We start from the raw sequence: 26,083 nt of genomic DNA, 5'->3' as shown, positions 1-26,083 counted from the left end.
GCCTCGGATCCGTTTTCACGGCGTGGGACCGTCACCTGCGCAGCGGCCGTGCCTGAGGTACGGCCGCCGGAAGGGGAGGCTCGGCAGCCGACCGCGAGGCGGGGGCGGGCGCCGGAAGCGGCCTGGGGCTCGGCTGCGTGGGGGACGGAAGCAGGTCGGCGGCGGTGCCGACGAGCTCGGCCAGGAGGGCGTGGGGAACGCCGGCAGACAGGCGGATGGTCCACGATGCCCGGTCGAGGCCCTCCCCGCCGTACAGCGCCCATCGGTCCGCCGTGGCGTGCGGGGTGGACTCGAAGACGATGGTCCGGTCCGGCGCCGCCCAGGTGGTGCGGGCGGGGTGGCTCGCTGGGCGCCAGGCGGCGCCGTGGAGGACGTCGTCCGGGTGGTCCGCAGTGCTGAGCGGCGGGGCATCGAGGTACTGGAGGATCGTGTGGATGAGGGGGACGGGGGTACCGACGGTGAGGGTGGCGTGCCACAACCGTTCGCCGACGGGGCCGTCGTACTCGGCGATCGTCCAGGCGACGTCGGTGCGGTGGCGCGCTTCGTGGTCGAACTCCACTCGTACAGTGAGGGATTCGTGGGAGGCAACGGTCGTCTCGTCGAAGGGGCGGTACCTCTCCCACTGGCGGTCCTCGTCGAAGAGGGCGGCGAGGAATGCTTCGTGCTCGCCGGGCTCCGCGACCGGCGGTTCGGCCGCGGGGGCAGGGGTCTCTTCGGGGGCGGACGGCGGCTGGCCCGCGAGGAGCTGGCGGACGGCCTGCTCTCGGCTGGTGAGCGGGGCGGGGCCGGGGCGGACGGCGACGCCGTAGAGGCGGTGGAACTCGGCGACGGCCTCCGCTTCGGTGCCGAAGGCGATGTCGGTCTCCTGGTGGAGGTGGTCCTCGCCGTGGAGGTGGACGTGCCGCCGGACGCCTTCCTTGTAGGAGCCGACGGCCACGGTGGTGTGCCCGTCGTGAGCGTGCAGGTGGATGACCAGGCGGCCTTCGGCGATGTCGTCGTGGATGCGCTGGGCCGCGGCGCCGACCTCGCGGATCTCCTCGCGGGTGCACCAGGGCATGGGGTAGTTCGCCCAGGTCCACTCGGTGGCGATCTCCTCCTGGAGGGCGGGGCCGATCTCGGTGGTGAAGCCGTACCGCCGGAGCTGCTCGGCGGCCTGGGCGGTGTAGTGGGGCTCTTCGCAGTCGATGCGGGCCAGCACCATCGTGGCCGGGCTGGTGCTGCGCCATCCGAGGTCGTGCAGGTGGGAGCGGGCGGCGTCGGCCGTGGGGCCCGTCGTGGTGGCGATGACGGCGGGATGGTGATCGGGGTGCAGGGCGAAGTGGACGTGGGCGTTGGCGGGGGCGTACGGCATCGGGGCCTTTCGGGGTCAGGGGGTCCGGCCGGCGGCGACGGGACGTGCCGGCGGCGAGACGGCGGGGGCGCGGCGGGCCGCGGGGCTGGCGCGCGCGGCTCGCGCCGGCGGGGGGAGGGAGTGCCCGGTGGCGTGCTGCCAGCGGGTGCGGATGGCACCGATGTCGGCGAGGGCCCGGCGAGCACCGGCAACGAGCTGGAACGGTGTGTTCATCGGGTCGTCGGAGTACGCCTGGATGCGCCGGCCGGCCTGGTCGGCGGCGGCCAAGAGCGAGCGCGTGAGGGCACGCTGGCCCCAGTGCCCGACGGACCCGGCGGGCTCGGCGAGGAGACGGAGTACGCCGCTCGGCTCACTTCCGTCGTGCAGCAGGCCGCGCTGCTGGGCCTCCCACAGGACGGTGACGGGGTCGACGGGCTCGTGCCGCCGGGCGAGGGCGGTGAGGCACTGCCACAGGCCGGCGTGCAGGGGCTGGGTGAAGTCCTCGGCAAGCAGCCACCGCACGGACTCGATGTCGGCGGGGCGGGCGGTGGCGGTGGCGAGCAGGAGCTGCTCCTCCTCCACCGCTTCGGTGGGGTCGGCCGCGGCGTTCGGCGGGGGTACCGGGGTGCGGGGCAGGATGCCGGCGCGGGGCGGGAAGCGTGTGGCGATGTCGTCCACCACGGCGGCGAGCGCGTCGGCCTCGGCGAGCACTGCCTCGACGGGCTCCGGCAGGGAGACGTCGTGGACCGTTTGGACGAGGAGGCCGGTGGCGTCCCGGAGGCGGCGGCGGGCGTGCTCGGCCTCGACCATCCGCGCGTAGGCCGCCGCGTGCCGGGGCCAGGGACAGACCTGGATGAGGGTGTGCAGGTAGGAAGCGCTCAGACCGCGTGCCTCCTCCCGGGCCGCGGCGAGCACCTGGGTGAGCCACGCGGTGGTCTTCCTGTGTTTGTTGGGATCGGGCGGCGGCAGGGTGCTGATCGCGGCGAACAAACTGGCGTGCGCGGCGGTGCTCCAGGAGTCGGCGGAGATGCCGGTCACGTCGCCGAGGACGCGTGGGTCGAAGAGGAGCGCGCCGAGGAGGGCTTGCTCGGCGTGGAACACCGGGTGCGACGCCGGGATCGTGCCGAGGTCGTCCTCGTTGGGATCGGGGCTGTGGGACATCAGGCGGCCAGGGTGAAGTCGTCGGTGGTGAGGGTGCGGTCGAGATGTGGGGCGAGGATGTGCGCTGCCAACCTCGGGGGGACGGCGTTGCCGATCTGGGAGAACTGCTGGCCCTTGTTCCCGGCCCACGGGTAGTCGGCGGGGAAGGTCTGCAGCATGCCCGCCTCGGCGGCGGTGATCCTGATCGGCGCTGGAGTCGGCGCGTCTTCGTTCCCGGCAGGGACTGGTGTGGCGATCCAGGTGCATTCGTTGGCGCGGTGCCCGAAGAACAGCGTCCCGGCCGGCTCGTCGAGGGGCCGTACGGTGGCGTTGGGCTGGTTGTTGCTGCGCAGGGACCACATCCAGTGGCCGGTCTTCCCGGTGCAGGTGGGGGCCGGTCCGGTGGCGGGGCTGTCGCCGCGGGCACCATGACGGGCGGTCCACCCCGCTCCGCGGGTCTGGGGCTTGAGGACGACGTCCTCGACGGCCGGGGGAGCCGTCCAGGTTCCGCGCGCCCGGGCGGCGACGAGGGTCTTGCGGGCCCCGGAGGGGAAGGGTTCGGGGCCTCCGCCGGGCCCGCCGCCGGCACAGACGGTCGGGACGGGCCGGTCGGTCGCCCCCCAGCCCAGAGCCTCGGCCATCGACACCCAGCGGGTGCGGTCCGGTCCGAAGAGGCTCTCGGGCTCGGCGACCTGGGCGTGGGTCGGCGTCGGGGGTGCGGCGGTACGGACACGGGAGGCGACCAGGATCGCCCGCCGCCGGGTCTGGGGCACCCCGTAGTCCGCGGAGTTGAGGATGCCGCACCACACGGAGAAGCCCCAGGACCTCAGGATCTGCGCGTACTGCCTCCACAGCGGCAGCACGTCGGGCACCTCCTCCATGGCCACCCACTCCGGCTCGCCCACGGCATTCAGGGCGTGGAGGTAGCGCATCGGCTCGGCTGCGAGCAGGGAGCGTTCGTCCCGGCAGGCGGCCAGGAGCTTGGTGCGGGTGTCGATGCCGGCGGCGAGGTCGGCGACCGCCTGGTGGACGAGGTCCTGGTCGAGCAGCCCGAGCCGTTTTCCCGCCCGGCTCCATGCCTGGCACGGGGGCGAGGCGATGAACCCCCGGACCCGGCCGGCGAAGACGTGCACCGGATACGCGGCCACGTCGGTGCGGATCGTCAGCAGGCCGGCCGCCGCCCGCGTCCGGCACGCCCACTCGTCCCACTCCAGCCCGACGTCCCGGATCCCGAAGCGGTGCAGAGGCACGCTCCAACCACCAGGTCCAGCAAAAAGATCAAGGACAAGCCCCTTCGGGGGGATCACGACGCGAGTCCGAAGTCGTCCTGCTCCGGCTCGTCCCCCCGGCAGCTCCAGGGCGAGCAGCCATTCACCACGCCCAGTTCGGCGGCGTCGGCCTCGGCTTCCGCCGCGGCGTCGAAGGCGGCGCGCTCGGCCCTGGTGACGTGGTCGATCGGGGCCTGGCCGAGGGGGACGCGCGAGCGGTGCAGGAACGCCTGGCCCAGCAGGGCGTTCCCCGTCGCGTTGGCGCGGGCGTTGCCCTTCCGGATCGCGGCGTCGAACTCGACGACGTCCGCCCATTCGTCGGGCGAGGTGTCACGGATTTGTCGCCACTGGGCATTTCCGTGGAACGGGCAGCCCAGGCAACTCGATTTCGGGGTGTCCGCGAGCCCGAGAGAGGTGAGATAGCGGATGCAGTCGGAGCGCGTCCAGTCCATGTCGATCAGCGGGTGCCGGTTGCGCATGTACTTCACGTCCGCGTCCTTGGCGCGATGGAATTCGTCGGTGGATATCCCGATCCACTGCTCGACGAAGACGTCCTTCGGGACCCGCCTCGGATAGGGGTATCCGAGGAGCTTGCGGACTTCCTTCTTGATGGGCTTGACCTTATACTCCCCGCTGCACTGGCGCCGGGTCATCCCAGGTCGGCCGTCCGCGTTGAGGATGTAGAGCGGCATCGAAGCGAAGCGGTGATCGGGGTCCAGAGCGTCGTTGCGAATGTTTCCGGAGGAGACCCGGAGAATGGGTATTCCGGCCGGTGCGGCGATTTCCTGTTCGAGACGGTCAAGGTGTGCGTAGACGCTTCGGGGCTCCCATCCGGTATCGGCGAAGATCGCGTAATCGACTTTCGGGAGAATTCCTTCTGCGGAGAGGGCGAGCAGGGTACTGGACTGGACGCCGGCGCCAAGGGAAAGAGCGCGGAACTGGGGCGAGGTGGAAATTTGGAAAATCCTTGGATGAGGGGGCGGAGAAGCGGCTCCTGGGGGCGGGAGCGGGCTCGGCGAGGAAGGGGCGTGGACGGGGCCGGGGCTTGCCGCGGTGGCGTCAACGGCGTTTCGCTGCGGGGAGGACAGCGGGAGGCGAAGCCGGTGCGGGGCCGGTGGCGGGGAGCGTGCGTGCGGGAGCGCCGGACCGGAGAAGCGAGGGAGGGGACGCCAGCTCGGTCGCGCTGGTCCGGAGGTCGATGGCCGTCGCGTCGAGGATCTCGTCGACTGCCTCACGGCAGCCGGATACCGCATCGATCACGCGCTGGGACGGAAGTACCGTCCCCATCGAGCCGAGTTGGCGCGTGGCGTCTGCGCTGAAGTTCCAGTGTGTGATCTCGGCATGCATGCGGCCGAGTTCTGTCAGCGCCTCGCCCAGCGGCGCCAGCGCGCCGTTGTAGGCCCTGAGCGCCGTCTTCGGCGAGGTGCCGGCGGACAGCTCGGACAAGCAGCTCTTGATGTGGGTGGTCACGTCCATGGTGATGGTGACCAGATCGACGATGAGTGCGGAGACGCTGTCCGCTGCCGGGGTCTTGGGTGCCGGCGGCAGCGTCTGGAGCTGGAAACGCAGGCGGTCGATTCGGCCGGCTGTGTCGTAGAGGGCGAGTGCCAGGGTGGTGGTCAGGGGAATCTCCGTGGGTGTGTACCTCGGCGTTTCGCCAGGGGTCAGAGGTTCGTGGTGTGCGGGGTCGGGCGGCTTGGCCGGGAGGCCGGGGCGGACGCCGACAGGTAGGGGGCCGGGGCGGTGAGCGTGGCCGCGAGGGCGCGGTGCCCGGCTGGTGTGGGGATGCAGCGGGACCAGAACCAGTGGAGCGGGGAGACCTCGCGGGTGGTCAGGCCGCGTGCTTCCAGGGAGCGGATCGTGGCGATAGCCACGGGGCGGCTCGCGCCGTGCAGGTGCACCGTCTTGTCGTCGCTCACGGCGACATGACCGAGGGCGATGGCCCGCAGGCCGGCGTGCTGAGCAGGCGACAGGCCCGCGGGCCGCTTCGAGGGGCAGGAACCCCGCTGCCGTAGGTCGGCGGCGAGCGCTTCCGCGGCGGCGAGGCAGTCCTGCGCCCCGAAGGCCATGAAGTCGCGGCCTGCGGCGACGGCGTCCCGGGCCAGCCTCCGGGCTTCCATCGCCCACGGGGCGCCCAGCTCCTCCAGGCTCGTGATCCTGCGGACCGGGGCGAGGGCGCCGGCGGCGTTGGCCAGGGCCTCGCTGGAGTCGGTGGCGAGCATGGCGAGCTGCCGCAGCCGCGCCTGGACCGACCTGAAGGTCTGGCCCTGGTGGAGCGGCAGGCCGGCGAGGTCCTCCTGCAGGTCCAGGGCTTGCCGGGCTAGGGACAGCGCCGTGGCGGCTCGGACGGCGATCTCGGGGGCCCCCTTGGGGGTGGTGAGGGCCGGTGAGGCCAGCAGGTCGTGCTGGAGGATGTGGTTTGTCCCGAAGGACAGGAGCTGCTCGATGAAGGAGACGGTCGCGCCGGGGGACCGCCCGGCGTATCGCGCACCGGCTTCCTGCGGGTGATCCGCAGTCATCGGCGGGCTCTCGCCGCGGAGGCAACGGGCCCGGCCGGCGGAGGGCTGGGCACCGACGGCGCCTCGGCGGCAGGGTGCTCCGGCCGGCCGAGGGTGGCTGCCAGGACGAGCCGTCCCATCGGGCTGGGCAGGACGCGGATCTCCTCGGCCCAGGAAGCGCAGGGCACAGGGTTGATCAGCCCCTGCTGGTCGAGAGCGCGGATCGCGCTCGGGTGGACGGCGGTCTTGTCCATTCCCACCCAGGGCTGGCCTTCCTCGTCGATCGAGACGACCCCGGTCGCAATGAGCCTCAGGGCCTTGAACTGGTCGGCGGTCATCTGGTGGTGGGCCTCGGGGACGGCGTAGTTGTTCCGATAGCGCTCCATCTCGGCGGCGACGCGCTCGGCACAGGCGAGGAGGTCGGAGGCCGCGGTGGCAAGCAGGTCCCGGGCCGCCTGTACATGGGTCAGCCTGGTGTCCGCGGCGGTCATCGAGACGGGGTCGGTGCTCTCGGCGGCGCGCTGCAGGGCTTCGGCTGCCGCCTTCGCCACCACCTGGAGCTGGGTCAGCCGGGAGGCGACCGTGTGGTCGGTGTGGTCGATGAGGGACATCGGCAGGCCCAGGTGGGCCGTGCCGACGGCCGCGGCGTCCTCGGCGAGCGAGGTGACCGCCGTGACCTGCTGGGCGATCCGCCCGGTCGCCTGTGGAGAAGCCAGCGAGCGGTCGTCGAGCACGTCGAAGCACTCGGCGGCCTTCGTCGCGAGGGTCAGCATCTGCAGGCAGACCTCGTAATGGGGGGCCTGAGGGAGGTGACGGGACATGGGGGGCTGCCTTCGGATCGGGGAGTGGGAGTACGGCTCAGCGGACGGGCGTCCGGCTTGCCCGGGTGGCGAGTGTGGCCGGGCGGGAGGCGACGGGGACACGGCCGAGCCAGGAGGCGAGAGCAATGCGGCCGGCCTCGGTGAGGTACAGACGGGCGGTCCGCGCCCCGGGCCAGGGGTGATGTGCCTCCCGGCGTACCCAGCCTCGTGACTCCAGGGACCGGACCGTGGCCATCGAGAACGACGCGTCCCTCATCCACGCCCACTCGCAGCCCCCGGTGTCCTCGACGCTCAGGCGTCCGGTCGCGATGGCGCGCAGCGCCTGGTACTGCGTGGGCGACATCGCCTGCGGTCTGCCGTCGATCAGCTTCTGGGCGCGTAGCGCACCCGCGAAATCCGTAGCGGCACGCAGGGCGTCGGAGGCAGCGAGCGAGGTCAGCAGGGACGCTTCCCGCAGATGGTGGCCTGCTTCGAGAAGGGTGTCGAGGACCCGGCCGCGCGGGTAGGGCCGGTGAACGCGCTCCTGGGGCGACACCTGGACGAGGTAGGCGTGGACCAGCCGCAGGTGCTCGCCTGCGAGGGCCGCCTGGGTCTCCAGGAGCCGGATGCGGCTGTACGCGTCCTCTACCGCGGGGCTCACGTAGAGCTGGACCTTGCCGATCTCGGTCCTCACCGCCCTCGCGGTATCGGCGAGGTCATCGGCGCGTCCTGCGTGTGCCAGGGCTTCCGACGGAGCGGCCGGTCGGTGGAACTCCAGCGTGGCGAGCTGATCACGGACCCGTGTGACTTCCTCTGCCAGCAGCAGGACGTGGGCGGGGGCAAGCTCGGCCGGCGGAGACGGGCGGGAATCCGAAGGGCTTGTCATCGCCGGCGCCCCTCCCCGTTGGTGGGCAGATCTCCGAGGGCGTGGACGACCTGCGCCCCGAGCCCCGAGGGGAGACCGGTGAGCGAGGTCAGTCGGGCCTCGCTCCGCGCCAGGTACGGGACGTCCGCGAGGGTGCGCTCCACCGGGTCGGGCGTGGCCAGGACGGTGAGGAACTGGGCCGGGAGCTGAGCCGGGACGGCGCCCGTGGCGTGGACGGCCCAGTGTGTGTCGAATCCGTCGAACACGGCGTGCTCCACCCGCCACGGCTGGCCGGGCGTGTCGTGCATGGTGCAGTGCCCGTCGGGAGAGGTGTACGACCCTGCGCCCGCGGTCCAGTCGTACAGGTCGGCGATGTCGGCGACGGAACGTTCCGTCAGCGGGATGCGGTCCGAATGCCGCATGTCGCCCAGCAGTTGGGGCAGCGCCTGGGTGATGCTGGCGAGGGCCTCCAGCGGCGTCTGCCGCGTAGCGGTGATCTTCCAGGCCAGGTCGTTGCGCGCGATCGTCCACCACATACCGTCCAGGCGGGACGGCGAGAAGTCGACATGGAGTGTGTCGTCGGGACTGACCACCGTGACCTGTCCGGTCTCCCGATCGTGAGTCCAGGACCATCCGAAAGCGTGGATCAGAGGCCCGAGGACGTCGGTGAGACGGTCCCCGGCTCCGGCCAGGTGCCGCGGTGAGACCAGGAATCGGCCCTGCTCATCGGTCATGGCGCTCACCTCGCCCGTCCGGCAGTTGCCCCGTGTGCGACAGGAGCGGGCCGGCCTGTGGGGGTGGCCGGACGGGACTGGGCGAGAAGCCGCCGGGCGCGGTCCGTGACGGTCACACGCTGGCCCTGGCGGTCGGAGGTGTCGGCCTCGACCTGGACCAGGCGGTACTTCTCGAAGAAGGCGAAGGTGGCCGGATGGACGGAGGACCCGCCGGATACGTAGACCTTGGTCTTGCGGCCGAAGCTGTCCTCGTACCGTCGCCCTTCGCTCTGGGCCAGGTCCTCAAGGGCGGTCGTCTGCTTGGTGTTGAGCTTGGGCAGGGGCATGGCTGCCTCCGCGCGTTCGAGGGCGCGGCCGATGCTGGTGGCGGCGTAGGAGCAGCAGGTGGCGGTGAGGTCGAGGTCGTGGAGGGCTTCGGCCAGGCCTCCACGATGCCGCTCTCGGCATCGGTCTCGCGGGCCTGACGGACGGCCTTCTCGTCGACCGCCGCGCCGGGAAGGCTCGCGCCGATCAGAGGATTGACGGAAATGGCCTGGGCGAGGTGGGTGGTCACGAGGGCCGCGCTGGAGACGGTGGCGGTGAGGGTGTCCAGGGTGCTGCGGCTGCCGGGCACGGTGACGTACTCGCTCGTGCTGAGCCGCGACAACGCTGTGACGGGCTGTCTCGTCAGTTGCTGGGATTCCAGGAGGAGCGGCGTGACCGTGGAGAGGAGCCCGGGACCCGGCGCCTTGTCCACGGCGTCGACTTGGGCGCGCAGTTTCGCGAAGTGGGTGGCGAGGACCCGGAAGGGTGCGGCGGTGTCCGAGGTGGATGAGGGTGTGATGGGAGGAGATCCTTTCGGGGATGGGAAATTCGGCGGCCACGGCGAACCTGGTCGCGACGTGCTGGGGGCGTGCACCCGCGGCCGGGGACGGCTGGTCACGCCGCTGAGTCGTAGTCGTCCTGCCGGGAGGCCGTCTTGGCGAGGGCCCGGGCGGTGATGTCCTTCGAGGCCCGGGCGGAGGCGGCGGCGAGTTCGTCGGCGCCGGGCTCGGCGTACCAGGGGCGCAGGTCGAGCATCGCGACGCGCATGCCGGTGGCCAGGCACAGGGCGCTGCCCTTGGGGAGCGCGCGGATCGCGTCGGCCGGCAGGATCCGCTCCTGCCGCATCGACACCGAGGTCGACTTCCCGGACTCGGAGTGCGAGGTGGAGACGGTCTCGACGTCGTGGTCGCCGACCATCCGCGAGAGCTTGTCCGCGAAATCGGGGTCGTCGATCCCGCTACCGATGATCTTCACGGTGGCCGCGCTCCACATGGCGTCCATGCCCGTGTCCCCCCAGACTTTCTGGCCCTGGCGGTAGGACTGCAGGATCGTGATCGGGATGATCCCGCGCGATCCGAGGTGGGAGTACAGGTCGGGCAAGTCCGAGATCTTGCAGACGTTGGCGGCCTCGTCGAGGATCGCGAGCATCGGCGGGTCGAGTCGGCCGCCGGCGCGTTCTGCCTGGGCGGTCGCGGCCCGCATCACGCTGTCGGCGCACGCTGCGATCAGCGCGCTCGCGCCGCCGCCGCCGTCCTTCGACAGCAGGAACAACGAGTCGTTGCTTGTCACGAAGTTGGTCGGCCGGAACTCGGGGACGTCCTTCTGAGGGGTGACCCAGGCGGCGATCTCGGCGTTGAGCAGGGCGGAGGCGTACTGGCGGGCGGTCTCGTAGATGCCGTCCCGGGTCTCCGGCGGCCCTTCCACAGTGCCCTTCAGCTGGGAGGCGACCGCGGTGAACTTGTGGTCGCGCAGGATGTCGAGCGGGCGCCGGTCGGCGGGGAAGGCGAGCCACTGCATCACGTCGGTGATCGGCCGCTCGTCCAGGGCGGCGGCCAGGAACAACTGGCTGAGGATGTTGCTGCCGGCCTTGGACCAGAAGTCGCCCTGCTGGCTCGCGTCCACGCTCGCGGCGAGGAAGTGCCCGGCCAGCCGGTTGGCGCCGTCGAGGGTCTTCGCGTCGGCGAGGGGGTTCCACCACATCTCGCGGGCGGCGTGGGCGATCTGCTGAGGGTCCATCGACCACACCCGGCCCACGGCGGCACGGGCGTCGAAGGTCGCCGTAAAGGCGTCGCCTGCCGCCTTGTTGGAGGTGAGCAGGACCGGTCCGGGCGCGGCGAGGATCGAGGGGATGGCGAGGCTGGTGGTCTTGCCGGAGCGCGGGGCCATGATCGCGACGGCGACGTCCTCGAAGCCCATGCGGACCTCGTGGCGGGTCCCGGCGAGGTTGCCGACGAGGATGCCGGCGTCGCGGGGTTCGATGTGCTTGGCGTGCTTCAGGCTCGGCCGCAGGGAGCGGGCCTTGGCTTCGACGGCTTTGGCGAGCAGCGGCTGGATGTCGCGGGCCGTCGCCATCCCGTTGACGGTCTTCTTCCTGCCGCCGGACCGGTTCTTGTACCGGAGCCACAGGACGCCCGCGCCGGCGGCGAGGGCCAGCGTCAGCAGGACAGGGACGATACGGGTGGCGACGAGGAGGAACGTTTCTCCTGCTGCGGGCCAGAGCTGTTCGGGGTGCAGGAGCGCGTCGGCCGGCCGGTAGGGCACCCAGGGGCCACCGGTCGCCCAGGCGGCGATGTTGCCGCTCAGCCAGGCGATGGAGGCGGCGGGAAGACCGACGGCGAAGGCGGCGAGGAGCACCTTCAGGGCTATGTCGTAGCCGTCGGAGCCGGACGAAGGGGAACTGGGCAAGGGGCGGTGGTTCCTTGGACGGTGCCACCAGGGTCGGCGGCGGGATGGTCAGCGGGGGTGGCGCCTTGTCGGCGGGGACGGGCGTGCCGAGGGCGGGGGAGGAGCGCCGGGCCGGCGGGCGGCCAGGCGAGCGACGCGGGCGGGCAGGACAGATGCGAGCCTTTCGGCCGGCACCTGCTCCCACTGCAGGTCGAGCCGGCGCCGGCTGAGACCGAGGGTCTGCTCGTGGGTCCGCCGCAGTGGCGCTGGGCTGGAGAGGGCCTGGGTGAAGGCGGCCACGATGCGGGTGGGGGTGCGGCCGTCGAAGCGGGCGTCCCAGAGCGGCACGTCTTCCTTCCGGCCGGCGGTGATGAACCAGGAGGCCGAGCCGGCGAAGGTGAGCCGCTCGCCCTCGACGACTCCATCCGGCGAGCGGAATTCGCCGTCCGGTGCCGTCTCCCATCCCCGAAGACGCAGGACGCGAAGAGGGTCGTCCGCCATCATCCGCTCGTTGGGAGCGGGGTCGGTCAGGGCGTCGGTGACCGCGGCGATCAGCTCCACCGGGGTCCGGGAGCCGAAGGAGGCGTACCAGCTGGTTGCGGCTGAACCCCCGTTGTGGGTGATGCGCCACCACTGGTCGCCGGGGACGGGGTCGAGGCGCAGGAGCGTCTTCTGGTCGGGGCTGGAGAGGACGACCCGGGGCAGCAGCGGCTCGTGGCCGTGACTCCACCCGGACGCCTGGTGCAGGGGTACGGTGACCCAGGCCGGGTCACCGGGGCCGGCGAGGTAGCGGGGCGCGACGAGCGCCTGGTCGATCATGTCGGTCACCGAAGCCTCCGCCCTGCCAGGGCGAGACCGGTTCCACCGGCTGGAGACGGCGGCGGCGAGGGAGCCGCGCGCCGGGCGGCGAGCGTCGACCCGCTCGGACAGGGCCCGGCCGACGTGCTCGGCCGGCCGCCGCTCCCACTCCAGAGTGATCCCGCGGCGCGGGAAGCCCTTCATCTGCTCGGCGGAGCGCCGTGCCGGTTCCGGGGAGGCGAGGGCCTTGAAGAGCGAGGCCAGGATGACGGTGGGTGTGCCTGCGGACAGGAAGGCATGCCACAGGGGGTCGTCCTCGTCGAGTCTGGCGATGATCTGCCAGGAGCGGCTGCCGGCGAGGGTGTTCCGGCTGCCGCGGACGTGTCCCTCCGGGGAAAGGAAGGCCCCCCGGCTGGGGTCGGTGGTCCAGCCTGCCTGCCGCAGGGGCTCGTAGGGGTCGACCGGCTGCCGCAGGGGGTAGCCGGGGTGGGTCAGGGCGTCGGTGACGGCGGCGATCAGCTCGACAGGCGTGGACCCGTCGAAGGAGGCGTGCCAGTTCGTTCCGGTGCGGCCGTCTCGGTGCGACACATGCCACCACGGCCCCTCCAGCACCGGCTCCAGACGAAGCTCGCTCTTGGAAAGGGGACCGGTCAGCACGACATGAGGAACGAGGGGGGCGTTCAGCGCCGTCCAGCCGGACACCGTGGTCAGAGGCACGGTGACCCAGGCCGGGTCGCCGGGGCCGGCGAGGTAGACGGGGGACACCAGCGCCTGGTCGACCAGCTCGTGCTTGGTCATCAGCGCCTCACCGCCGACCGGCTGGTGGTGGGCAGACGGGTGGGGTCCGCGACGGCGATGGGGGCAGGGGCGGGGGCTTTGAGGGCGACGAAGTGCAGGTCGAGGAGGGCGTGTCCGTGGATGGCCCAGGTGTCCAGTTCGCTCCACGCCTCCGCATTGCGTTCGGCCAGAGCGTCGATGAACTGGGCATGCGCCGGCTGGGAGATGCGCCGGTCCTCGCGGGCCTTGGCCCACTCGGTGCGCAGAGCTTCCAGGCGGTCGAGCGCCTGGGCGAGCTCGGACAGCTGCCACGGCCAGCGGGGCTCGATGTCGCCGGCGGCGATGTGCTGCAGCTGGAACCGCGCCGTGGCGAGGAGGTAGCGCGCCGAAGGGCGGACGGGCTCGAAAGCGCGCCAGGTCTGTGCGTCTCGCTGGACCTTGCGCCAGCCGTACGACTCGTCGTCGTACGGCCAGCCGTCGGTGTCGGTGTGTTCGTCGGAGTAGGAGTCCCAGGAGGCGAGGATCATCTCGCTCTGCACCAGGAACACCGCCAGTGCCTGGAGGGCGGCGGCGTGCTGGTCGGCGCGATAGGGGAACGGGGAGGTCAGGGTGGTTCCTTCGGTCGGGATGGTGATCACGGGGTACGGCGGGGGAGGGGACCGCCCGGGCGCTGCGGGGAAGGCGGTAGCTCGCGGATGGTGCTCAGGGGGAAGAGCCGGTCGACCCGGGCCCACAGCGTTGCCTCCGCCTGCTGGGCCGGGACGCGTTCGCGCTGGATGCGGACGCTGTACCGCAGCGCGGGGGCCATGGTCCGTTCGTGGCGCAGGACCGGGTCGGGGGAGACGAGGTCGGTGAGGAACGCGGCGACCACGTGAGGCGGGGTGTGCTCGGTGAAGTGCGCTTCCCAGACGGCCACTTGCTGCTGCGAGGTCCGCCAGGGTTCCATGCCGGCGGTGACCTTGATGTGCCACGAGCCGTTGGCGAGACGGCCGATGTGGACGTGCCCGTCGGGGGAGTCGAAGTGCCGTTGGTGGCGCGAGGGCCAGCCGGCCTGTTCGAGGACCGTGACGGGATCGAGGAGGTCTTCGGGCGTGGGACCGGCGGCGTAGGCGATGGTCGCCGCCGTGATGATCTCAGCCGGTGTGCGGGCCCCGAACGACATCGTCCAGGACTCCTCCTCACCGGCCCCGAGGTGCCGCAGGATCCACCAGGGCTGGTCGAGGTCGGGCGACAGATGCAGCTCGGCCTTGCGGTCGCGGGGGATCACACGCACCACCGGGCTGAGGGGGAGGTGCGCGATCTGCCACCGGTAGACCTGCTGGAGGGGCGCGGTGACCCAGCGGGGGTCACCGCCTCCGGCGAGGTACCGGGGCGAGACCTGGGCGAGTGCGGGCTGCCGGGCGATCTCGGTCACGGGCGGCCCGGGGCAGGAGCGTCGACGGCGAGGGTGATGTGGCCGTTGGTGGCGCTGCGGCGGGCGACGGCGAGACCGATGGTGTCGGCGTACGTTGCGATCAGGCCTACGCGGGAGGAGTCCAGGTCGCCCTCGGGCGGGAGGAGGACCTCGTCGCCCTCCTCCATCAGCCAGGCCGGGCCGTGGACCCATCCGGCCGTCTCGGCGAAGCCGGAGGCGATGCTCCGCTGGACGAGGGTGCCGGACGTCGGGGCATACAGGACCTGGATGGCGACGGCCTGCTGGCGGGTGGGCGTCAGGTCGGGGGCGGCGCCGACGGCGATGTCGGCGGCGATACGGGCGAGGGGCAGGCCGAGGGCCTGTTCGACGGCCCAGCCGATCCAGTCGCCGCCGATCCGCCCGTTGACCTCGATCACGCGCGGGCCCGTGGGGGTGAGGCGGATCTCCACGTGTTGGATGCCCCCGGTCACGCCGGTCGCCCGCACGGCGGCCTTGGCGATCGGGGCGACGGTCTCCAGGAGCGGGTCGCCGGCCGTGAGGGTGTGGCCGGTCTCCTCGAAGAGCGGCTCGCTGCCGAGTTCCTTGCGGGTGACGGCGACCGGCGTGGTCACGCCCTGGTAGGTGACGCACTCGACGCTCACCTCCGGGCCGGACAGGTACTCCTCGACGAGGACGCTGCAGTTGTCGCCGCCGTGCTGCTGCACGCCGCGGGTCGCGAACGCGTACGCCTCGGCGAGGTCCTCGCGGGTCTCGGCCTTGATGACGCCGATGCTGCCGCCCACGGCCGCCGGCTTGACCACGACGGGGAAGCCGATCGCCTCGGCGACCGCGAGGGCCTCGTCGAGGGACGCGGCGGCGACGGAGCGGGCGGAGGGCACGCCGTGGCGGGCGAACGCGGCGCGGCTGGCGGCCTTGTCCCGGCAGGTGCGGACCGACTCCGTGGGCGTGACCGCCAGGCCGAGACGTTCGGCCAGCTGGGCGACCGCGGTCAGGTGGGACTCGTTCCAGGTCAGCACGCCCGCGACCGGCCGGCGCGTGGTGATGGCTTCGGCGGCGTTGAGCAGGGCGTCCACGTCGTCGAAGTCCGGCACCGTCTCGTGGTCGACGACGTACGGCTTCTCCCAGGTGAGGGGGCCGGTGGTGAGGACGGCGACGTCGTAGGCGTCGGCGACCTGGCGCAGGCAGTAGCCGCGGTACACGTCATCACCAGGGGCGACGACCAGGACGAGCGGGCGCTGGGACACGAAGGGCTCCAAGAAAGTGAGGTGAGGAAGAGGAAGAGAGAGAAGGGGGGTTCAGCGGCGGCGGGCGGGCGATGCCGTTGTGGCGGCAAGCGGTGCGCGGGTGGTGAGGCGGATGCCGGTCTGCCCGGCCCGCACGGTGGCGGCGTGGATCTCCAGCACGGCACGTCCGTGGGTGAGCCAGTCGACCAGGGCTTCGGAGGCTTGCCTGTTGCGTACGGCGGAGGCTGCGAGGAGGTCCTCGGCGCTCGTGGACGGATCGGTCACCACCCGCTCGTACTCGGTGTGGGCGGTGTCGACCCGTTCGAGGGCCCCGCGCAGATGAGCGAGCTGCCAGCTCCAGCGGGCCTGGCCGGACTTCCCGGCGAGATGGTCGGCGGACGTCTCGGCAGCGTCCAGCAGGGCGGCGGCTTGCTCTCGCAGGGGAGAGAAGCGGCGCCAGAGGGCGGCGTCCTTCTCGGCCTGCCGGGCGTCGTAGGCGTCCTGGTCGTACGGCCACCCGTCGAGATCGGTGTGCTCGTCGTCGAACCGCTCCCACGCGGCCAACACGGCGTCGCCTTGCAGCAGGAAGGTGGAGAGCCGGGCGATCAGTGGAGTGCGGTCCGGGGGCGGGGGGACGGAAGGAGAAGGGTGGGGCACGGGGGGGTCTTTCGAAGGTCAGCGAAGGGGGACGGAGGCGGGGGCGGAGGGCGCGGTCGGTGCGGGCAGGGAGACCACAGGCCTGGTGCGGCGATTGGGCCGGGCCCGCCGGTCGAAGGCGTCGACTCGGGCGAAGTGCGCTTCGACTGCCTCCTCCGGGGCAAGGCCGCTCGGCTCCTGCCGGGCGCCGTGGCTCTCCGGGTCGTACATGCCGCGGACGACGGGGGCGGTGGTGACGAGCTGCTCGGCGAGACCGTCCAACAAGTGCTCCGGGATCGCGCCACTGATCCACATGCGCCAGACAGGCGCCCCGCCGTATTCCGGGAGGGCTTCGATCCTCCAGGCCGTCTGCTCCGGGTTGTCCTCGTAGACCTTGGCGAGCGCGGCCCGTATCTGATGGGGACCGGAGGAGCAGGCTTCGGCGGTGCCGTCGGGCCGCCGCTCGACGACCCAGCCCGCCTCCTCCATCCGCGCCCACGGGCCGATGCCGCTGTGCGGGGTCCCGGCGATGAGGCGGTCGGTGAACCCGGCGACGATCTCGGCGGGCACCATCCGGCCGAAGGTGGCGCACCAGCTCCAGTCGGCGGATTCGATCTGCCAGTAGGAGGTGGAGAGCGGGTCGAGGACGAGCCGGTGACGGGCCTGGGCGGGGCCAGCCAGCACGGTGCGGGGGTCGCCGGGGGCGGAGGTGACGCTCCAGCCGGCGGCGAGCAGCGCGTGGGTGACGTGCCGGGGGTCGCCGGGGCCGGCGAGGTGCCGGGGCTCGGTGAGGAACGGGATCTTCGAGTGGTGGTCGCGGCTGTAGGAGGCTCGCTGGGAGGTGCTCAGAGCCACGCGCCCGCCTGCGTGAATTCGGTGGCGCCGGTCTCGGCCGGATCCGGAACGGTGGGACATGAGAGCGGAGAAGGCACGGGGGTCCTGGGGTCAGTGGGGGTTGTGCTGGCGTGCCTTGGTACGGGGCCGGGCGACGCGGACGGAGTTGCGGGCCCAGGTGGCGGCGCGGGCGGCGGTGATGCGCGCCTGCTGCCAGCCTCTGAGCTGTTCGGGAAGGACGGACACGGAGGTGACCCGGATGCGCTTGCTCGGCGGCACGTGTCCGCGCGGTCGCATCACCGGCTCGGGGGAGGCCAGAGCCTCGGTCAGGCCCTGCAGCAGGTGCAGCGGGGTCGTCGGGGCGGCCTGCAGATTCCAGACCGCGCCGTGCTCGTTGCGGGCGCCGATCCACCAGTGCTGATCGGGGCCGGTACCGACGTACTGGACGAAGGCGTCCCGGGTGGGGCTGACGGCGGTGTACTCCTGGCCGGTGTCGGTGGACCAGCCGTGTTCGGAGAGCGGCGCCCACACGTTGGGGGCGTGTGCGGAGCGTTCCTTGGTCAGTGCGTCGGTGAGGCCGGCGACGATCTCCACCGGCGTCTGCGCGGTGAACGTGACCTGCCAGGCCGGCTGGTGCCCTTGGGCGGCGCCGTGGATCTGCCAGCCGCCCGGTGGCTGGTAGGCGACACGGACGGCCCCGTCGGGAGAGCCGAAGACGAGAGCGGCGGACGACCGGGGGGTGCTGTCCTTCCAGCCGGAGGCGCGCAGGTATTCGGTGATGTGCCGCAGGTCCCCGCCGCCGGCCAGGTAGCGGGGCTCGATGAGGTAGTGCTGCTGTGCGGCCTGCTGGTCGCCCCAGCCAGACCACTTCTGTCGCTGTTTGCTCACCGGTGCCGCCCCCGGGCGACGAACGCGGTGGCCTTCGGCGGCGCGGAGGCGGGTGCCTGTTTGCCGATCTGCTCGAAGGCGCTCCGATGCTGGTCGAGGTCGCCCGAGACATTGGCCAGCGTGTTGCCGGCACGGCCGAAGGCCAGCCACGCCTCTGGCGGGAACAGTCCGTCCGCGGCATGGTTGCGGGACGCCCGGCTGCAGTCAGTGACGAGGTCGGTCAGCTTGCGAAGGACACCGTCCTCCAGGTCCACGACCCGCGCCAGGATCTGTGCGGCCCTCCGAGCGTCTGCCTGCAGCAGATGGTTGGCGAGCTGGTCGAGGTGCTGGGCGATGGCGTCGAGGAGGGCGTCGTCGGTGACGGGCGGGTTCATGGCGTTCCAAGGGGATTGGCCCGCGAAGCTGGTCAGCGGGTTCGGCGGGAGACGGGCGCAGCCGGACCGGAGGGCGGCGCCGGACGGGCAGGAAGACTGCTGGTCCCGCCCGCCTTGACCACCGCCGCGCGCAGGTAGCGGCGCAGAACGAAGACGGCGAGGCGAGGCCGGCGGACCGGATCGAGCGGAGGAACGGACGGGCGCGGGGTACGGGCCTGCGTCACCGGTGGCGAAGGGCCGCGCGGCCACCGGGCTGGGACGCGGGAAGGGAGACATCAGCCGCGGGGCGGGGGGCCGTTCGCAGCGCCACACCGATGCCGAGGCGGGCGAGACGGGCGCCGGCGGCCTGGACCGCGTGGCCCTGGGCGCGGGTGTCGTCGCCAGCCAGCACGTAGGAGTTCGAGGCGGTCTCCCACACGAAGCCCTCGGCGAGCAGCACCTCGGATGCGGGCCGGGCGGTGGTCGTCGCCGCGAGGGAGCCGTCCTCCCGCCAGGTCATCACGACCGTCGTGTCGGGGCGGGAAGCGGGCTGCGGGGGATTCATGACGGCGTGCCTGACCTGGGCGAGTGCGACCTCGTAGCGGGGCAGGAGGTCGGCGGTGACGGCGTGAGCGGCCCGCTCGGGATCGCCCGGCACGGCGATTCCGTCGGGCTCCCGGACCCCTTCGAACGCCTCGGCGGCGATCGATCCGGTCGGGGCGATGGCCGCCACCAGGAACTCGTCGTCGTGCAGCGGGCGGATCGTGACGTACAGGCGGGTGCCGTCCTGCCGGATCAGGTGGGCGTCCTCGCGCAGGACGAACTCGGCGATGGCGCCGCTGACCAGGTTGAGGTCCCAGACGTCTTCGGCGTGCCGGAACTGGTCCTCGTCGCCTTGGTGCGGGTGGTACTCGACCGTCCAGTCGCCGTCCAGGTGCTCGGCGAGGAGGGTGGCGAACGACTCCAGGTCGCGGTCGTCGTCGGGGAGGGATCGGGGGAGGGACATGGGCTCCTCGATGAGGGGACAGGGGGAAAGGTCATCGGGTCCGTCCGAAGGCGGTAGACGTCGGTGGAGCCGGCGGCGGGGAGTGAGGCCCGCGACGGCCCGGAAGCGTGGCGCGGTCCGCGAGGGTGGCACGTACGCTCCTCAACTCCGTTGCAAGAAGTCGCAGTTCGTGATCCGCCTCGCTGCGCAGGCGGGAACCCCAGCGCGGATCGTCCGGTCCGCTGAACCGGTCGTACGCGTCGGCGAGCGCGTGCAGGACCAGACCGAGCGAGGCGACGATGCCGTCGTGCGTCGCGGTGAGCTCCGCGAGCTCGAAGGCGAGGTCGTCCACGGAGGCTGCCTCACGGATCCGGCCGGCGAGGTTCTCGATCGCCCGGCCCGTCGTCACGTAACGTGCCTCGGTGCCCTCCCAGGCGAACTCCGGAGAGGCGAGGACCCGGTACCCGGCGGCCTGGAGACGCGCCACAGCCATACGGGCGACGTCCTGCTCCTCCCCGGGCGTGACCGTGGGAGACAGCCGGTGCCAGGTGACCCCGTGCGTCTCCCGCAGGAAGAAGGAGCGCTCCAGGATGCCGTGGGCCAGACCGTCCCCGCCGCTCGCGGTGATCACATCGGTCGCCAGATCGCGCACGATGACCACCGTCTGCTCGGCGTCCGCGTCCGCCGTGCTCACCGCCGCACCGACGCGGACGGCGTAGACGTCCGCGGGAGTGCGGGCGCCGGGCCTCGGGCGGGCGGAGCGGGCGCGAGGCGGGCAGCGATCTGTCCGAGCTGATCCTGCACGCCGTGGAGGCGGCGGGCCGCCCAGAACAGGTCCCGGCCGGCGGCGGCGGTCTCGTGGCCGGGCAGGGCGGCGGCCTGGCGGCCGACCTGCTCGACGAGCTGCCGCACCGCCGCGATCGGCCCGGCCTGTTCGGCGGCCAGCTGGTTCAGGATGCCCGCGAGCGGACTTGTCGCAGCCGGAGTGCGAGCCGGTGCGCCGGCGGTCGGCCGGGCCGCCGCGGGCGCCTTCTCCTGGACGGACGGGTGTCCGGTGTGAAGAAGCAGGTCGGCTTCGATCCGGCGGGCTTCCGCCTCCAGGGCTTCGGCCAGGCGGCGGGGGGTGGTTGCCCAGGCGCCGTCGAGGCGGATGAGGTTGCCGATCAGGTCCATGCGGTTGGCCTTGTCCCGGACGGCGACCCAGCGGCAGGACCACTCGTCGCCGGGCGGAGCCAGGCCGGCCGTGCGCGCCAGTCGGTGGCTGACCTCGGACCACTCGGCCGGGGAGAGTTCCCGGTCCAGTGGATGCAGGCGCACGTACAGGTGGAGGATCGCGCGTCGGGAGCCGTCCGGGGCGGCGGCGAAGGGATGCTCGACCAGCGGATCGGCGAGGTGCTGGGCCCACTCCGGTGTCGTCCAGTACCGGCTCTCGTCGGTGTATCGGTCGAGCTGGTCCCAGTAGGCCACCACGGTGCCGCCGGGCTCGGTCGTGAGCCCCTCGTGCGCGCTGAGGGGGCGACCGAGTGCATCGGCCAGGGCGTCGGCGGCTTCGAAGCCGTGCCGGTACAGGTGAATGATCATGTTCTCGCTGGGTGTCGGACTGACAGGTAGGGGGCGGAGGGATGTGGGCCTGTCCGTCTATCGGCTGACGTCAGCGACGTGGACCAGCTGGTTGAGCGCGGTCACCGAGTACCAGCGGCAGTCGACCGGCTCCTCGCCGGTCCCGACGCGCGGTATCAGGTACTCGCGCAGGGCCTGCTGGTGCACGAGGCACTCGGGGCACTGGGTGGACAGGTGCACCATGTAGCGGGGGTGGGCGGTGAGGTAGGAGCGGTGGCCGCCGTTCGGGTCGAGCAGCCGCCACCCGTTCTCGTCGGTCGGTATGTGCAGCGAGTCGGTGACCACTTTCATCGCGTCGCCCCACAGCCGCCCCTCGGCGGCCCCCTTGAAGATCACCACGTGCTCCCCGGGCCGGAAGTGCGCGTGGGTGATGTCCCGCTTCGGGGTGAGCGGGTCGTGCGGCAGGTACACGGGGCGGGTCTCAGGCACGGACGGTCCTTCCACGAGGTCGCGGGGCGGCGGTGGAAGACAAAGGGTCCGGAGAATCCCCGGTTTCGGAAACCGGGGATCCGCCGCTATATTGCGCGCTGCGCGCTTACCGGAACGGGTTCTCCGTAGGCCGGTCCCGGTCGCTCGCGGCCTCGACGAGTTCCGGCAGATCCACGCCGTCGGCGTCCCGCTGGTCCACCCACCACCCGGCCCGGGTCAGCAGGCGGACCTGCTCCTCCAGCTGCGCCCAGTCGGCTTCGTCCCAGCTCCCCTCGGTGACGAGCGCCTCGTACGCACTGGTCACGAGCTGGTGCCGGCAGCGCTCGCCCCAGCCGAGGATCTTCTCGGGACCCTCCAGCTCGGGCATGTCGAACTGAGTGGCCCACGCCGCCGCGGCGGCCTGTTCGTTGGCGCGCTTGGCGGCCAGCCACTCCGCGGTGCTCGCGGCATCGGCCTGATGCTCGGCTCGCCAGCACTCGGTGCACTTCCGTTCGGCGAGCCACCGGGCGTACCTGGCGCGCTGGTCGGCCGACCGGGTCGACAGGTCGTAGGGGACGGCGTGTCCACAGCTGTGGACGACTTCGAAGGACGTGGGCACGGCCATGAAGATCTCCTTGGGTTCGAGAAGGGAAAGAGGGAAGGGGGTGTCAGGCGGGACGGGCCGAAGCCCTTCCCGCGCGGTGCGCGGGAACACGGCGGTGCCGACCGCGGCGTGCGCGGGTGCCGGGTACGTAGATCCAGCTCCACGCCGCGGCGAGCACGGCGATGGTGAGCGCCGCTCCGGCGGCGGGGAGGCCGGCGCCGAGCTGGGGGTGGGTGGTGAGTTGGCCGGCGAAGGCTGTGCCCGTGGCCTGGCCGATGCCGATGGCGGCGATCAGCCACGCGTACGCCTCGGTGACAGTGCCGGCCGGGGCGAGCGCGTCCACGGTGAGGAAGGCGCTGGTCACCAGTGCCGGGAGGGCCAGACCCGGCAGGGCGGATACGGCGACGGCCGCTGCCGGTCCCGGGCTCAGGAGCAGGGGGAGCCAGCACATGGCGAAGGCGGCGGAACCCGCAACGAGCTGAGCGGTGAGACTGCCCGGCCACGCCCGTCGGCTGTAGAGCGTGCCGCCGAGGAGGCTGCCGACGGACAGTGCCGCCGGCAGGAGTCCCAGCAGCAGAGCGCTCTCGTTCCGCTCGGCAAGTGCGACGGCCCAGACCGTGTGGGCGCCGAGTGCGACGCCGGTCCCGGTCATGGCGACGAGCAGAGCGACCAGCCCAAGCGAGCGCAGGGGGCCGAGAAGCCCGGACGACGCGGCCGTGCCGGGGCGCCAGCTCCGGGACGGGGCGGCGCTCAGGACGACCGCCGCCCCGACCAGGCCGAGCATGGCTGTCGCGACCATGGCGGTGTCCGGTCCGGCGAACGTGGTGATGGCGGCGACCAGCGGGGGCCCCGCGATGAAGATCAGCCCCTGCGAGCCGGTGTCCAGGGCGAGCGCGGCGCGCTGCTGCTGAGGATCGGGCAGCACGCTCGGCCACAGGGCTCGAAGGTTGGCCTCGGCCGGCGGGGTGGAGATGCCGGCGAGGACGACCAGGGCGATGAACAGCGGCGTCTGCGTGGTCGAGTCGACGTGGGGCATGGCCAGCATCGCCAGACTGGTGACGCCGGTAGCCGTCCAGGTCACGGCCGTCTGCCCGTGCCGGTCCACGACCCGGCCGAGTGCCGGCTGCCCGAGCGCGGAGGCCAGCCCGTACGCCGCGCACATCAGGGCGGCCGTGGACGCTGCCCCGCCTTGGTCGGCGACCAGCAGGAGGAGGACGACCGGCACCATGCCGGTCGGGAGCCGCGCGATCATGGTGCCGACCAGCAGCCGGGCCACGTACGGCGCACCCAGAACCGGTCCCGACGTCCGTGCGGTCGTCACCTGCTCATCCCCGGCCGGCGCCCTTGCTGTGGCGGCCCGGGCGGGAGGGGAGCAGGTGCCGACGGTGTGACCGAGGAGGCGGTGAAGTTCGGGTCGAGGGACTGCACCAGGTCGACGAGCAGTGTGCCCTGCTGTAGCCAGCGCTCCAGGAGCTGAACAGCTCCTTCCTCGTCCTGCGCGCTGCCTTCGGTCAGGGCTGTATCGGCTCCGCGGAGGAGATCGTCCAGAGCCTTCGGCAGCGGACCGTACACGCCTTGGCGTAGATGCTGGTCGAGGCTGTACCAGTGGTGGCAGAGGTCCTCGTTCAACGCCCGGACGCGGGGCAGGGCGCCGTTTGTCCGGGCCGACCGGATCTGATCAAGGACGCGTCCTAGGAGCCGGAAGTGGGCCTGAGCCAGGGCGTGTTCGTAGGAAGGCAGGAGTGTCTCCGTGATCTTCTTCAGGACGCCGGCGACATCGGGTGCGGCGATGCTGACCGGTGCCGCCGTCCCCAGCGAGGTGAACTGTGCATCCGGAGCGAGGGCGCCGACGACGATCTGTCCGTCCCACGGGCGTCGCAGCACCGCCAGTTCGAGGCCGTTTTCTGAGCGGAGGAAGGCCACTGCCGATACCTGCTCCGAGTACGACTGCATGACGTAGGGCAGCGATCCCCCCAGGGAGTCCCAGAGGAAGTTCAGGCGGCTACGTGAATCCGAGGGTGAAAGCATGCAGTTGCCGACCTCCACCGTCCAGGAGTCGTCCAGGCGTGCAGCGATGCCTCGCCCGATGTCGCTGATGAACGTCTGGGGGGTGGTGGTCACTGTGATGCCGAACCGGTGCGCGTTGGTGTAGAGCGTGTCGAGCGCCTTCTGCGCACGGTCGAGGTCGGACATCGGAAGGACGTGGATTCCTTCGTCGGCCGACTCGAAGTGCGCGAGGTCAAGGGCGATGACGGCCCATTCGGCACCTGGCCCGCCGGGGAGGGCGACGATGCCGTCGTCAGGGCTTGAGTACAGAGTGATGTGGGCGGTAGGGGACACGGGTGTTCTCCGGAAGGTGGCGCTTCAGCGGCGTCGCGACGGAGCCGCGCGCAGGGCGGGAGCGCGGCGATGAGGCGGGGCGGGGGGAGGGGCGGAGCTGAGGCTGGAGTCGAGGTCGACGGGGTACCGCGCGGTGCGGAGCATGTCGGCGGCCCACTGGGCGCGGTCGTTCTCCCAGGTCTCGCCCATGTCGAACGGGAGACGGATCCAGGGGCCTCTCAGCGTCGGCTGGGTCAGGAAGCCGGCCCGCAGGAGCAGTTCCATGGCGAGCGAGTCGACGGGGCCGGTGACTTCCACTTCGCCGCCGCGCTCACGGACGATGCGAATCGAGGCGTCGTCCACGGGTCACCGCCCCCGCGAGACAGCAGCGCGAACTGGTCCGGCGGCGGGGATGGGCGCCGTTGTCGCGGGCGCGGTCGTGAGGGGGCGCTGAGGGGAACGGCTGGCTGCCGCCGCTGCGATGCGGGCTCGGCGCTCGGCCAGCCCGGTGCCTCGCGTTGGAGCGGGCGGGGCGGACTGGGCGGGATCGAGGCTGTAGTCGGACTGGACGGCGAATCCGGCTTGGCGGAGATCGTGTACGGCTTGTCGGCCTCGTCGCCAAGGATCGTGGTCCTGCCGGGTGAGCCGGTACAGATCTGCGGTGCCGGGCACGAGATCGAACTGCTCATGCACGAGGTACCAGTTGGCCAGATGCGGCGTGATCTCTGTTGTCGGTCGGGCTACGACACCGAGGTCGGGGTCGAGGCCGAAGTGGAAATGGGGGACATGGGGCATGTACGTCCTCGGAGTGGGAGGGGAGGAAGGAGAGCGGGGTCACCGGCCGCGACCTGAGGTGGTCGGGGCTGCGGGGGCTCGGGGAGCCGAGGCGAGCGCCCTGCGGGAGTCGGCCGCGGACGGGGGTGGCAGGGTGGCCCGGGCGTGCTTCAGGAGTACGGGGGCGTCGGCGAGCCATCGGCGTACGTCGTCGGCCGACGCAGGGGGCAGCGGGGCGGGCGCCCTGAATACAGAGGGCCGGTCGCCTCGCCCCGGCCGGAGCAGAACGTCCAGCCGATCCAGCGCCTCGGCATCCGCCCGGTCCGGGGTGGTGGCCCACCAGACTCGGTCGAGGAGGTGCGCCGCGTGGGGGCGCAGCCGGCGGAGTACGGCCGTCGAGCTCTCGGCGTGGCCGTCACCGGCAGAGCGCCGCAGGTCTACCAGACGTCCGTGCCCGCTCTCGACCTCCGCCAGCAGGCGCTTGTGCACCGCGTGCTCATAGCGGGGGAGAAAGCTGGTCGTCACCTGGGCGGCGGCGAGCTTCGGGTATTTGGGCAACCCGATGGCCGGCGGAGCGAACGGATTGTCGTAGTTGTCGTCGAAGGTGCTGCTCGCGCACGCGCCGAGCAGGTAGCGACCTGCGGCGCCGGGCTGTTCGATCAGGAGCAGTTCCGCGCCGGTCGAGCTGGTGAGGACAGCGCCGTACGGGACGCGGCAGCGCTCCATCGCCTCGGTGAGCTGACCGCTGTCCCACAGCAGAGGGAGCCAGTCCTCCTGCCATACAGGGTGGGCGTAGACCTCGACCGTCGCTGTCCAGGCGCTGGGCAGGCAGCGCGCCAGCTTCTGGGCGTAGTCCCCCAGATACGGGTTGGAGCTGGTGGTCAGTGCGACCCGATAGAGCTTGGCGGCCTGGGCCAGCGCGGGCATCACGTCGCGCATCGTGCTGAGGTCGCGCAGGACGTGGAAGCCCGCCTTCTGTTTCTCGAAGGCGCCCGTCGAGCGGAGGGCGGTGTGTCCGTAGGAGTACTTCTCGCCCACGGGGATGGCGACCAGGCCCCCCTTGGCGCTGACACAGAGGATGATCTCGGCGTCCGGCCGTGCCTGCGGCAGTTCGGTGCCGGCCATGT

The 26,083-nt window shown here is 72.1% G+C and carries 28 protein-coding genes; all 28 read right to left on the bottom strand.

Annotation, left to right across the window (positions count from 1 at the left end; all coding sequences use genetic code 11):
* Positions 1-31 precede the first annotated feature (31 nt).
* Complete coding sequence (locus ACY0MR_RS05440) at positions 32-1,351, bottom strand: DUF317 domain-containing protein (protein WP_473559495.1); 1,320 nt, start codon at positions 1,349-1,351, stop codon at positions 32-34.
* 15 nt (positions 1,352-1,366) lie between these two features.
* Positions 1,367-2,491, bottom strand: coding sequence for a DnaB-like helicase N-terminal domain-containing protein (locus ACY0MR_RS05435; RefSeq protein ID WP_473559493.1), 1,125 nt, complete (start codon positions 2,489-2,491; stop codon positions 1,367-1,369).
* Entirely contained in the window at positions 2,491-3,720 is a 1,230-nt protein-coding gene (locus tag ACY0MR_RS05430; RefSeq protein WP_473559491.1) for a DNA cytosine methyltransferase, read from the bottom strand. Before ACY0MR_RS05430 ends, ACY0MR_RS05435 begins: the two co-directional genes overlap by 1 nt.
* A 53-nt stretch (positions 3,721-3,773) precedes the next feature.
* Complete coding sequence (locus ACY0MR_RS05425) at positions 3,774-4,634, bottom strand: adenine nucleotide alpha hydrolase family protein (protein ID WP_473561704.1); 861 nt, start codon at positions 4,632-4,634, stop codon at positions 3,774-3,776.
* Positions 4,635-4,797: 163 nt separating this feature from the next.
* On the bottom strand, positions 4,798-5,214 hold the full coding sequence (locus ACY0MR_RS05420) for a hypothetical protein (protein WP_473562007.1): 417 nt from the start codon (positions 5,212-5,214) through the stop codon (positions 4,798-4,800).
* A 188-nt stretch (positions 5,215-5,402) separates the two neighbouring features.
* A complete protein-coding gene (locus tag ACY0MR_RS05415; protein ID WP_473559488.1) occupies positions 5,403-6,257 on the bottom strand; it encodes a hypothetical protein in 855 nt (284 codons plus the stop codon).
* Entirely contained in the window at positions 6,254-7,057 is an 804-nt protein-coding gene (locus ACY0MR_RS05410; protein WP_473559486.1) for a hypothetical protein, read from the bottom strand. The genes ACY0MR_RS05415 and ACY0MR_RS05410 overlap by 4 nt, the downstream gene beginning before the upstream one ends.
* Positions 7,058-7,094: 37 nt before the next feature.
* On the bottom strand, positions 7,095-7,730 hold the full coding sequence (locus ACY0MR_RS05405; RefSeq protein WP_473559484.1) for a hypothetical protein: 636 nt from the start codon (positions 7,728-7,730) through the stop codon (positions 7,095-7,097).
* A 188-nt stretch (positions 7,731-7,918) separates the two neighbouring features.
* On the bottom strand, positions 7,919-8,635 hold the full coding sequence (locus ACY0MR_RS05400) for an SPDY domain-containing protein (protein WP_473559482.1): 717 nt from the start codon (positions 8,633-8,635) through the stop codon (positions 7,919-7,921).
* 5 nt (positions 8,636-8,640) lie between these two features.
* Positions 8,641-8,961 carry a hypothetical protein gene (locus ACY0MR_RS05395; RefSeq protein ID WP_473559480.1) on the bottom strand — a complete coding sequence of 107 codons (321 nt, stop codon included), beginning with the start codon at positions 8,959-8,961 and terminating at the stop codon, positions 8,641-8,643.
* A gap of 592 nt (positions 8,962-9,553) precedes the next feature.
* On the bottom strand, positions 9,554-11,344 hold the full coding sequence (locus ACY0MR_RS05390) for a type IV secretory system conjugative DNA transfer family protein (protein ID WP_473559478.1): 1,791 nt from the start codon (positions 11,342-11,344) through the stop codon (positions 9,554-9,556).
* 48 nt (positions 11,345-11,392) lie between these two features.
* Positions 11,393-12,919, bottom strand: coding sequence for an SPDY domain-containing protein (locus ACY0MR_RS05385; RefSeq protein WP_473559476.1), 1,527 nt, complete (start codon positions 12,917-12,919; stop codon positions 11,393-11,395).
* Positions 12,919-13,536: a hypothetical protein gene (locus tag ACY0MR_RS05380; protein ID WP_473559474.1), complete on the bottom strand. Its 618-nt coding sequence runs from the start codon at positions 13,534-13,536 to the stop codon at positions 12,919-12,921. The genes ACY0MR_RS05385 and ACY0MR_RS05380 overlap by 1 nt, the downstream gene beginning before the upstream one ends.
* Positions 13,533-14,312, bottom strand: coding sequence for an SPDY domain-containing protein (locus ACY0MR_RS05375; RefSeq protein ID WP_473559472.1), 780 nt, complete (start codon positions 14,310-14,312; stop codon positions 13,533-13,535). The genes ACY0MR_RS05380 and ACY0MR_RS05375 overlap by 4 nt, the downstream gene beginning before the upstream one ends.
* Positions 14,309-15,556 (bottom strand): ATP-grasp domain-containing protein, encoded by a 1,248-nt coding sequence (locus ACY0MR_RS05370; protein ID WP_473559470.1) that lies wholly within the window; start codon positions 15,554-15,556, stop codon positions 14,309-14,311. The genes ACY0MR_RS05375 and ACY0MR_RS05370 overlap by 4 nt, the downstream gene beginning before the upstream one ends.
* Positions 15,557-15,607: 51 nt before the next feature.
* A complete protein-coding gene (locus ACY0MR_RS05365; protein ID WP_473559468.1) occupies positions 15,608-16,192 on the bottom strand; it encodes a hypothetical protein in 585 nt (194 codons plus the stop codon).
* Positions 16,193-16,210: 18 nt separating this feature from the next.
* Entirely contained in the window at positions 16,211-17,026 is an 816-nt protein-coding gene (locus ACY0MR_RS05360) for a DUF317 domain-containing protein (RefSeq protein ID WP_473559466.1), read from the bottom strand.
* A gap of 90 nt (positions 17,027-17,116) precedes the next feature.
* Positions 17,117-17,893: an SPDY domain-containing protein gene (locus tag ACY0MR_RS05355; RefSeq protein ID WP_473559464.1), complete on the bottom strand. Its 777-nt coding sequence runs from the start codon at positions 17,891-17,893 to the stop codon at positions 17,117-17,119.
* Positions 17,890-18,267, bottom strand: a complete 378-nt coding sequence (locus ACY0MR_RS05350; RefSeq protein ID WP_453751590.1) for a hypothetical protein — start codon at positions 18,265-18,267, stop codon at positions 17,890-17,892. Before ACY0MR_RS05350 ends, ACY0MR_RS05355 begins: the two co-directional genes overlap by 4 nt.
* A gap of 220 nt (positions 18,268-18,487) precedes the next feature.
* Positions 18,488-19,252, bottom strand: coding sequence for a hypothetical protein (locus ACY0MR_RS05345; protein ID WP_473559462.1), 765 nt, complete (start codon positions 19,250-19,252; stop codon positions 18,488-18,490).
* Between the two features lie 31 nt (positions 19,253-19,283).
* The gene (locus ACY0MR_RS05340) at positions 19,284-19,925 is read right to left on the bottom strand and encodes a hypothetical protein (RefSeq protein ID WP_473559460.1); all 642 of its coding nucleotides are present in this window, start codon (positions 19,923-19,925) and stop codon (positions 19,284-19,286) included.
* Positions 19,922-20,812: a relaxase/mobilization nuclease gene (locus ACY0MR_RS05335; protein ID WP_473559458.1), complete on the bottom strand. Its 891-nt coding sequence runs from the start codon at positions 20,810-20,812 to the stop codon at positions 19,922-19,924. The genes ACY0MR_RS05340 and ACY0MR_RS05335 overlap by 4 nt, the downstream gene beginning before the upstream one ends.
* Positions 20,813-20,869: 57 nt before the next feature.
* Positions 20,870-21,280: a hypothetical protein gene (locus ACY0MR_RS05330; protein ID WP_473559456.1), complete on the bottom strand. Its 411-nt coding sequence runs from the start codon at positions 21,278-21,280 to the stop codon at positions 20,870-20,872.
* A 106-nt stretch (positions 21,281-21,386) separates the two neighbouring features.
* Positions 21,387-21,884, bottom strand: coding sequence for a hypothetical protein (locus ACY0MR_RS05325; protein ID WP_473559454.1), 498 nt, complete (start codon positions 21,882-21,884; stop codon positions 21,387-21,389).
* A gap of 43 nt (positions 21,885-21,927) precedes the next feature.
* Positions 21,928-23,184 carry an MFS transporter gene (locus ACY0MR_RS05320; protein ID WP_473559452.1) on the bottom strand — a complete coding sequence of 419 codons (1,257 nt, stop codon included), beginning with the start codon at positions 23,182-23,184 and terminating at the stop codon, positions 21,928-21,930.
* Entirely contained in the window at positions 23,181-24,203 is a 1,023-nt protein-coding gene (locus ACY0MR_RS05315; RefSeq protein ID WP_473559450.1) for a hypothetical protein, read from the bottom strand. The genes ACY0MR_RS05320 and ACY0MR_RS05315 overlap by 4 nt, the downstream gene beginning before the upstream one ends.
* 24 nt (positions 24,204-24,227) lie before the next feature.
* On the bottom strand, positions 24,228-24,545 hold the full coding sequence (locus ACY0MR_RS05310) for a hypothetical protein (protein ID WP_473559448.1): 318 nt from the start codon (positions 24,543-24,545) through the stop codon (positions 24,228-24,230).
* A 471-nt stretch (positions 24,546-25,016) separates the two neighbouring features.
* On the bottom strand, positions 25,017-26,081 hold the full coding sequence (locus tag ACY0MR_RS05305; RefSeq protein WP_473559446.1) for a hypothetical protein: 1,065 nt from the start codon (positions 26,079-26,081) through the stop codon (positions 25,017-25,019).
* Between the last annotated feature and the right edge of the window lie 2 nt (positions 26,082-26,083).

The organism is Streptomyces sp. JN8, from assembly GCF_055808075.1.
The sequence above is the reverse complement of the archived record's forward strand: the minus strand, read 5'-3'. Positions and strand labels throughout refer to the sequence as shown.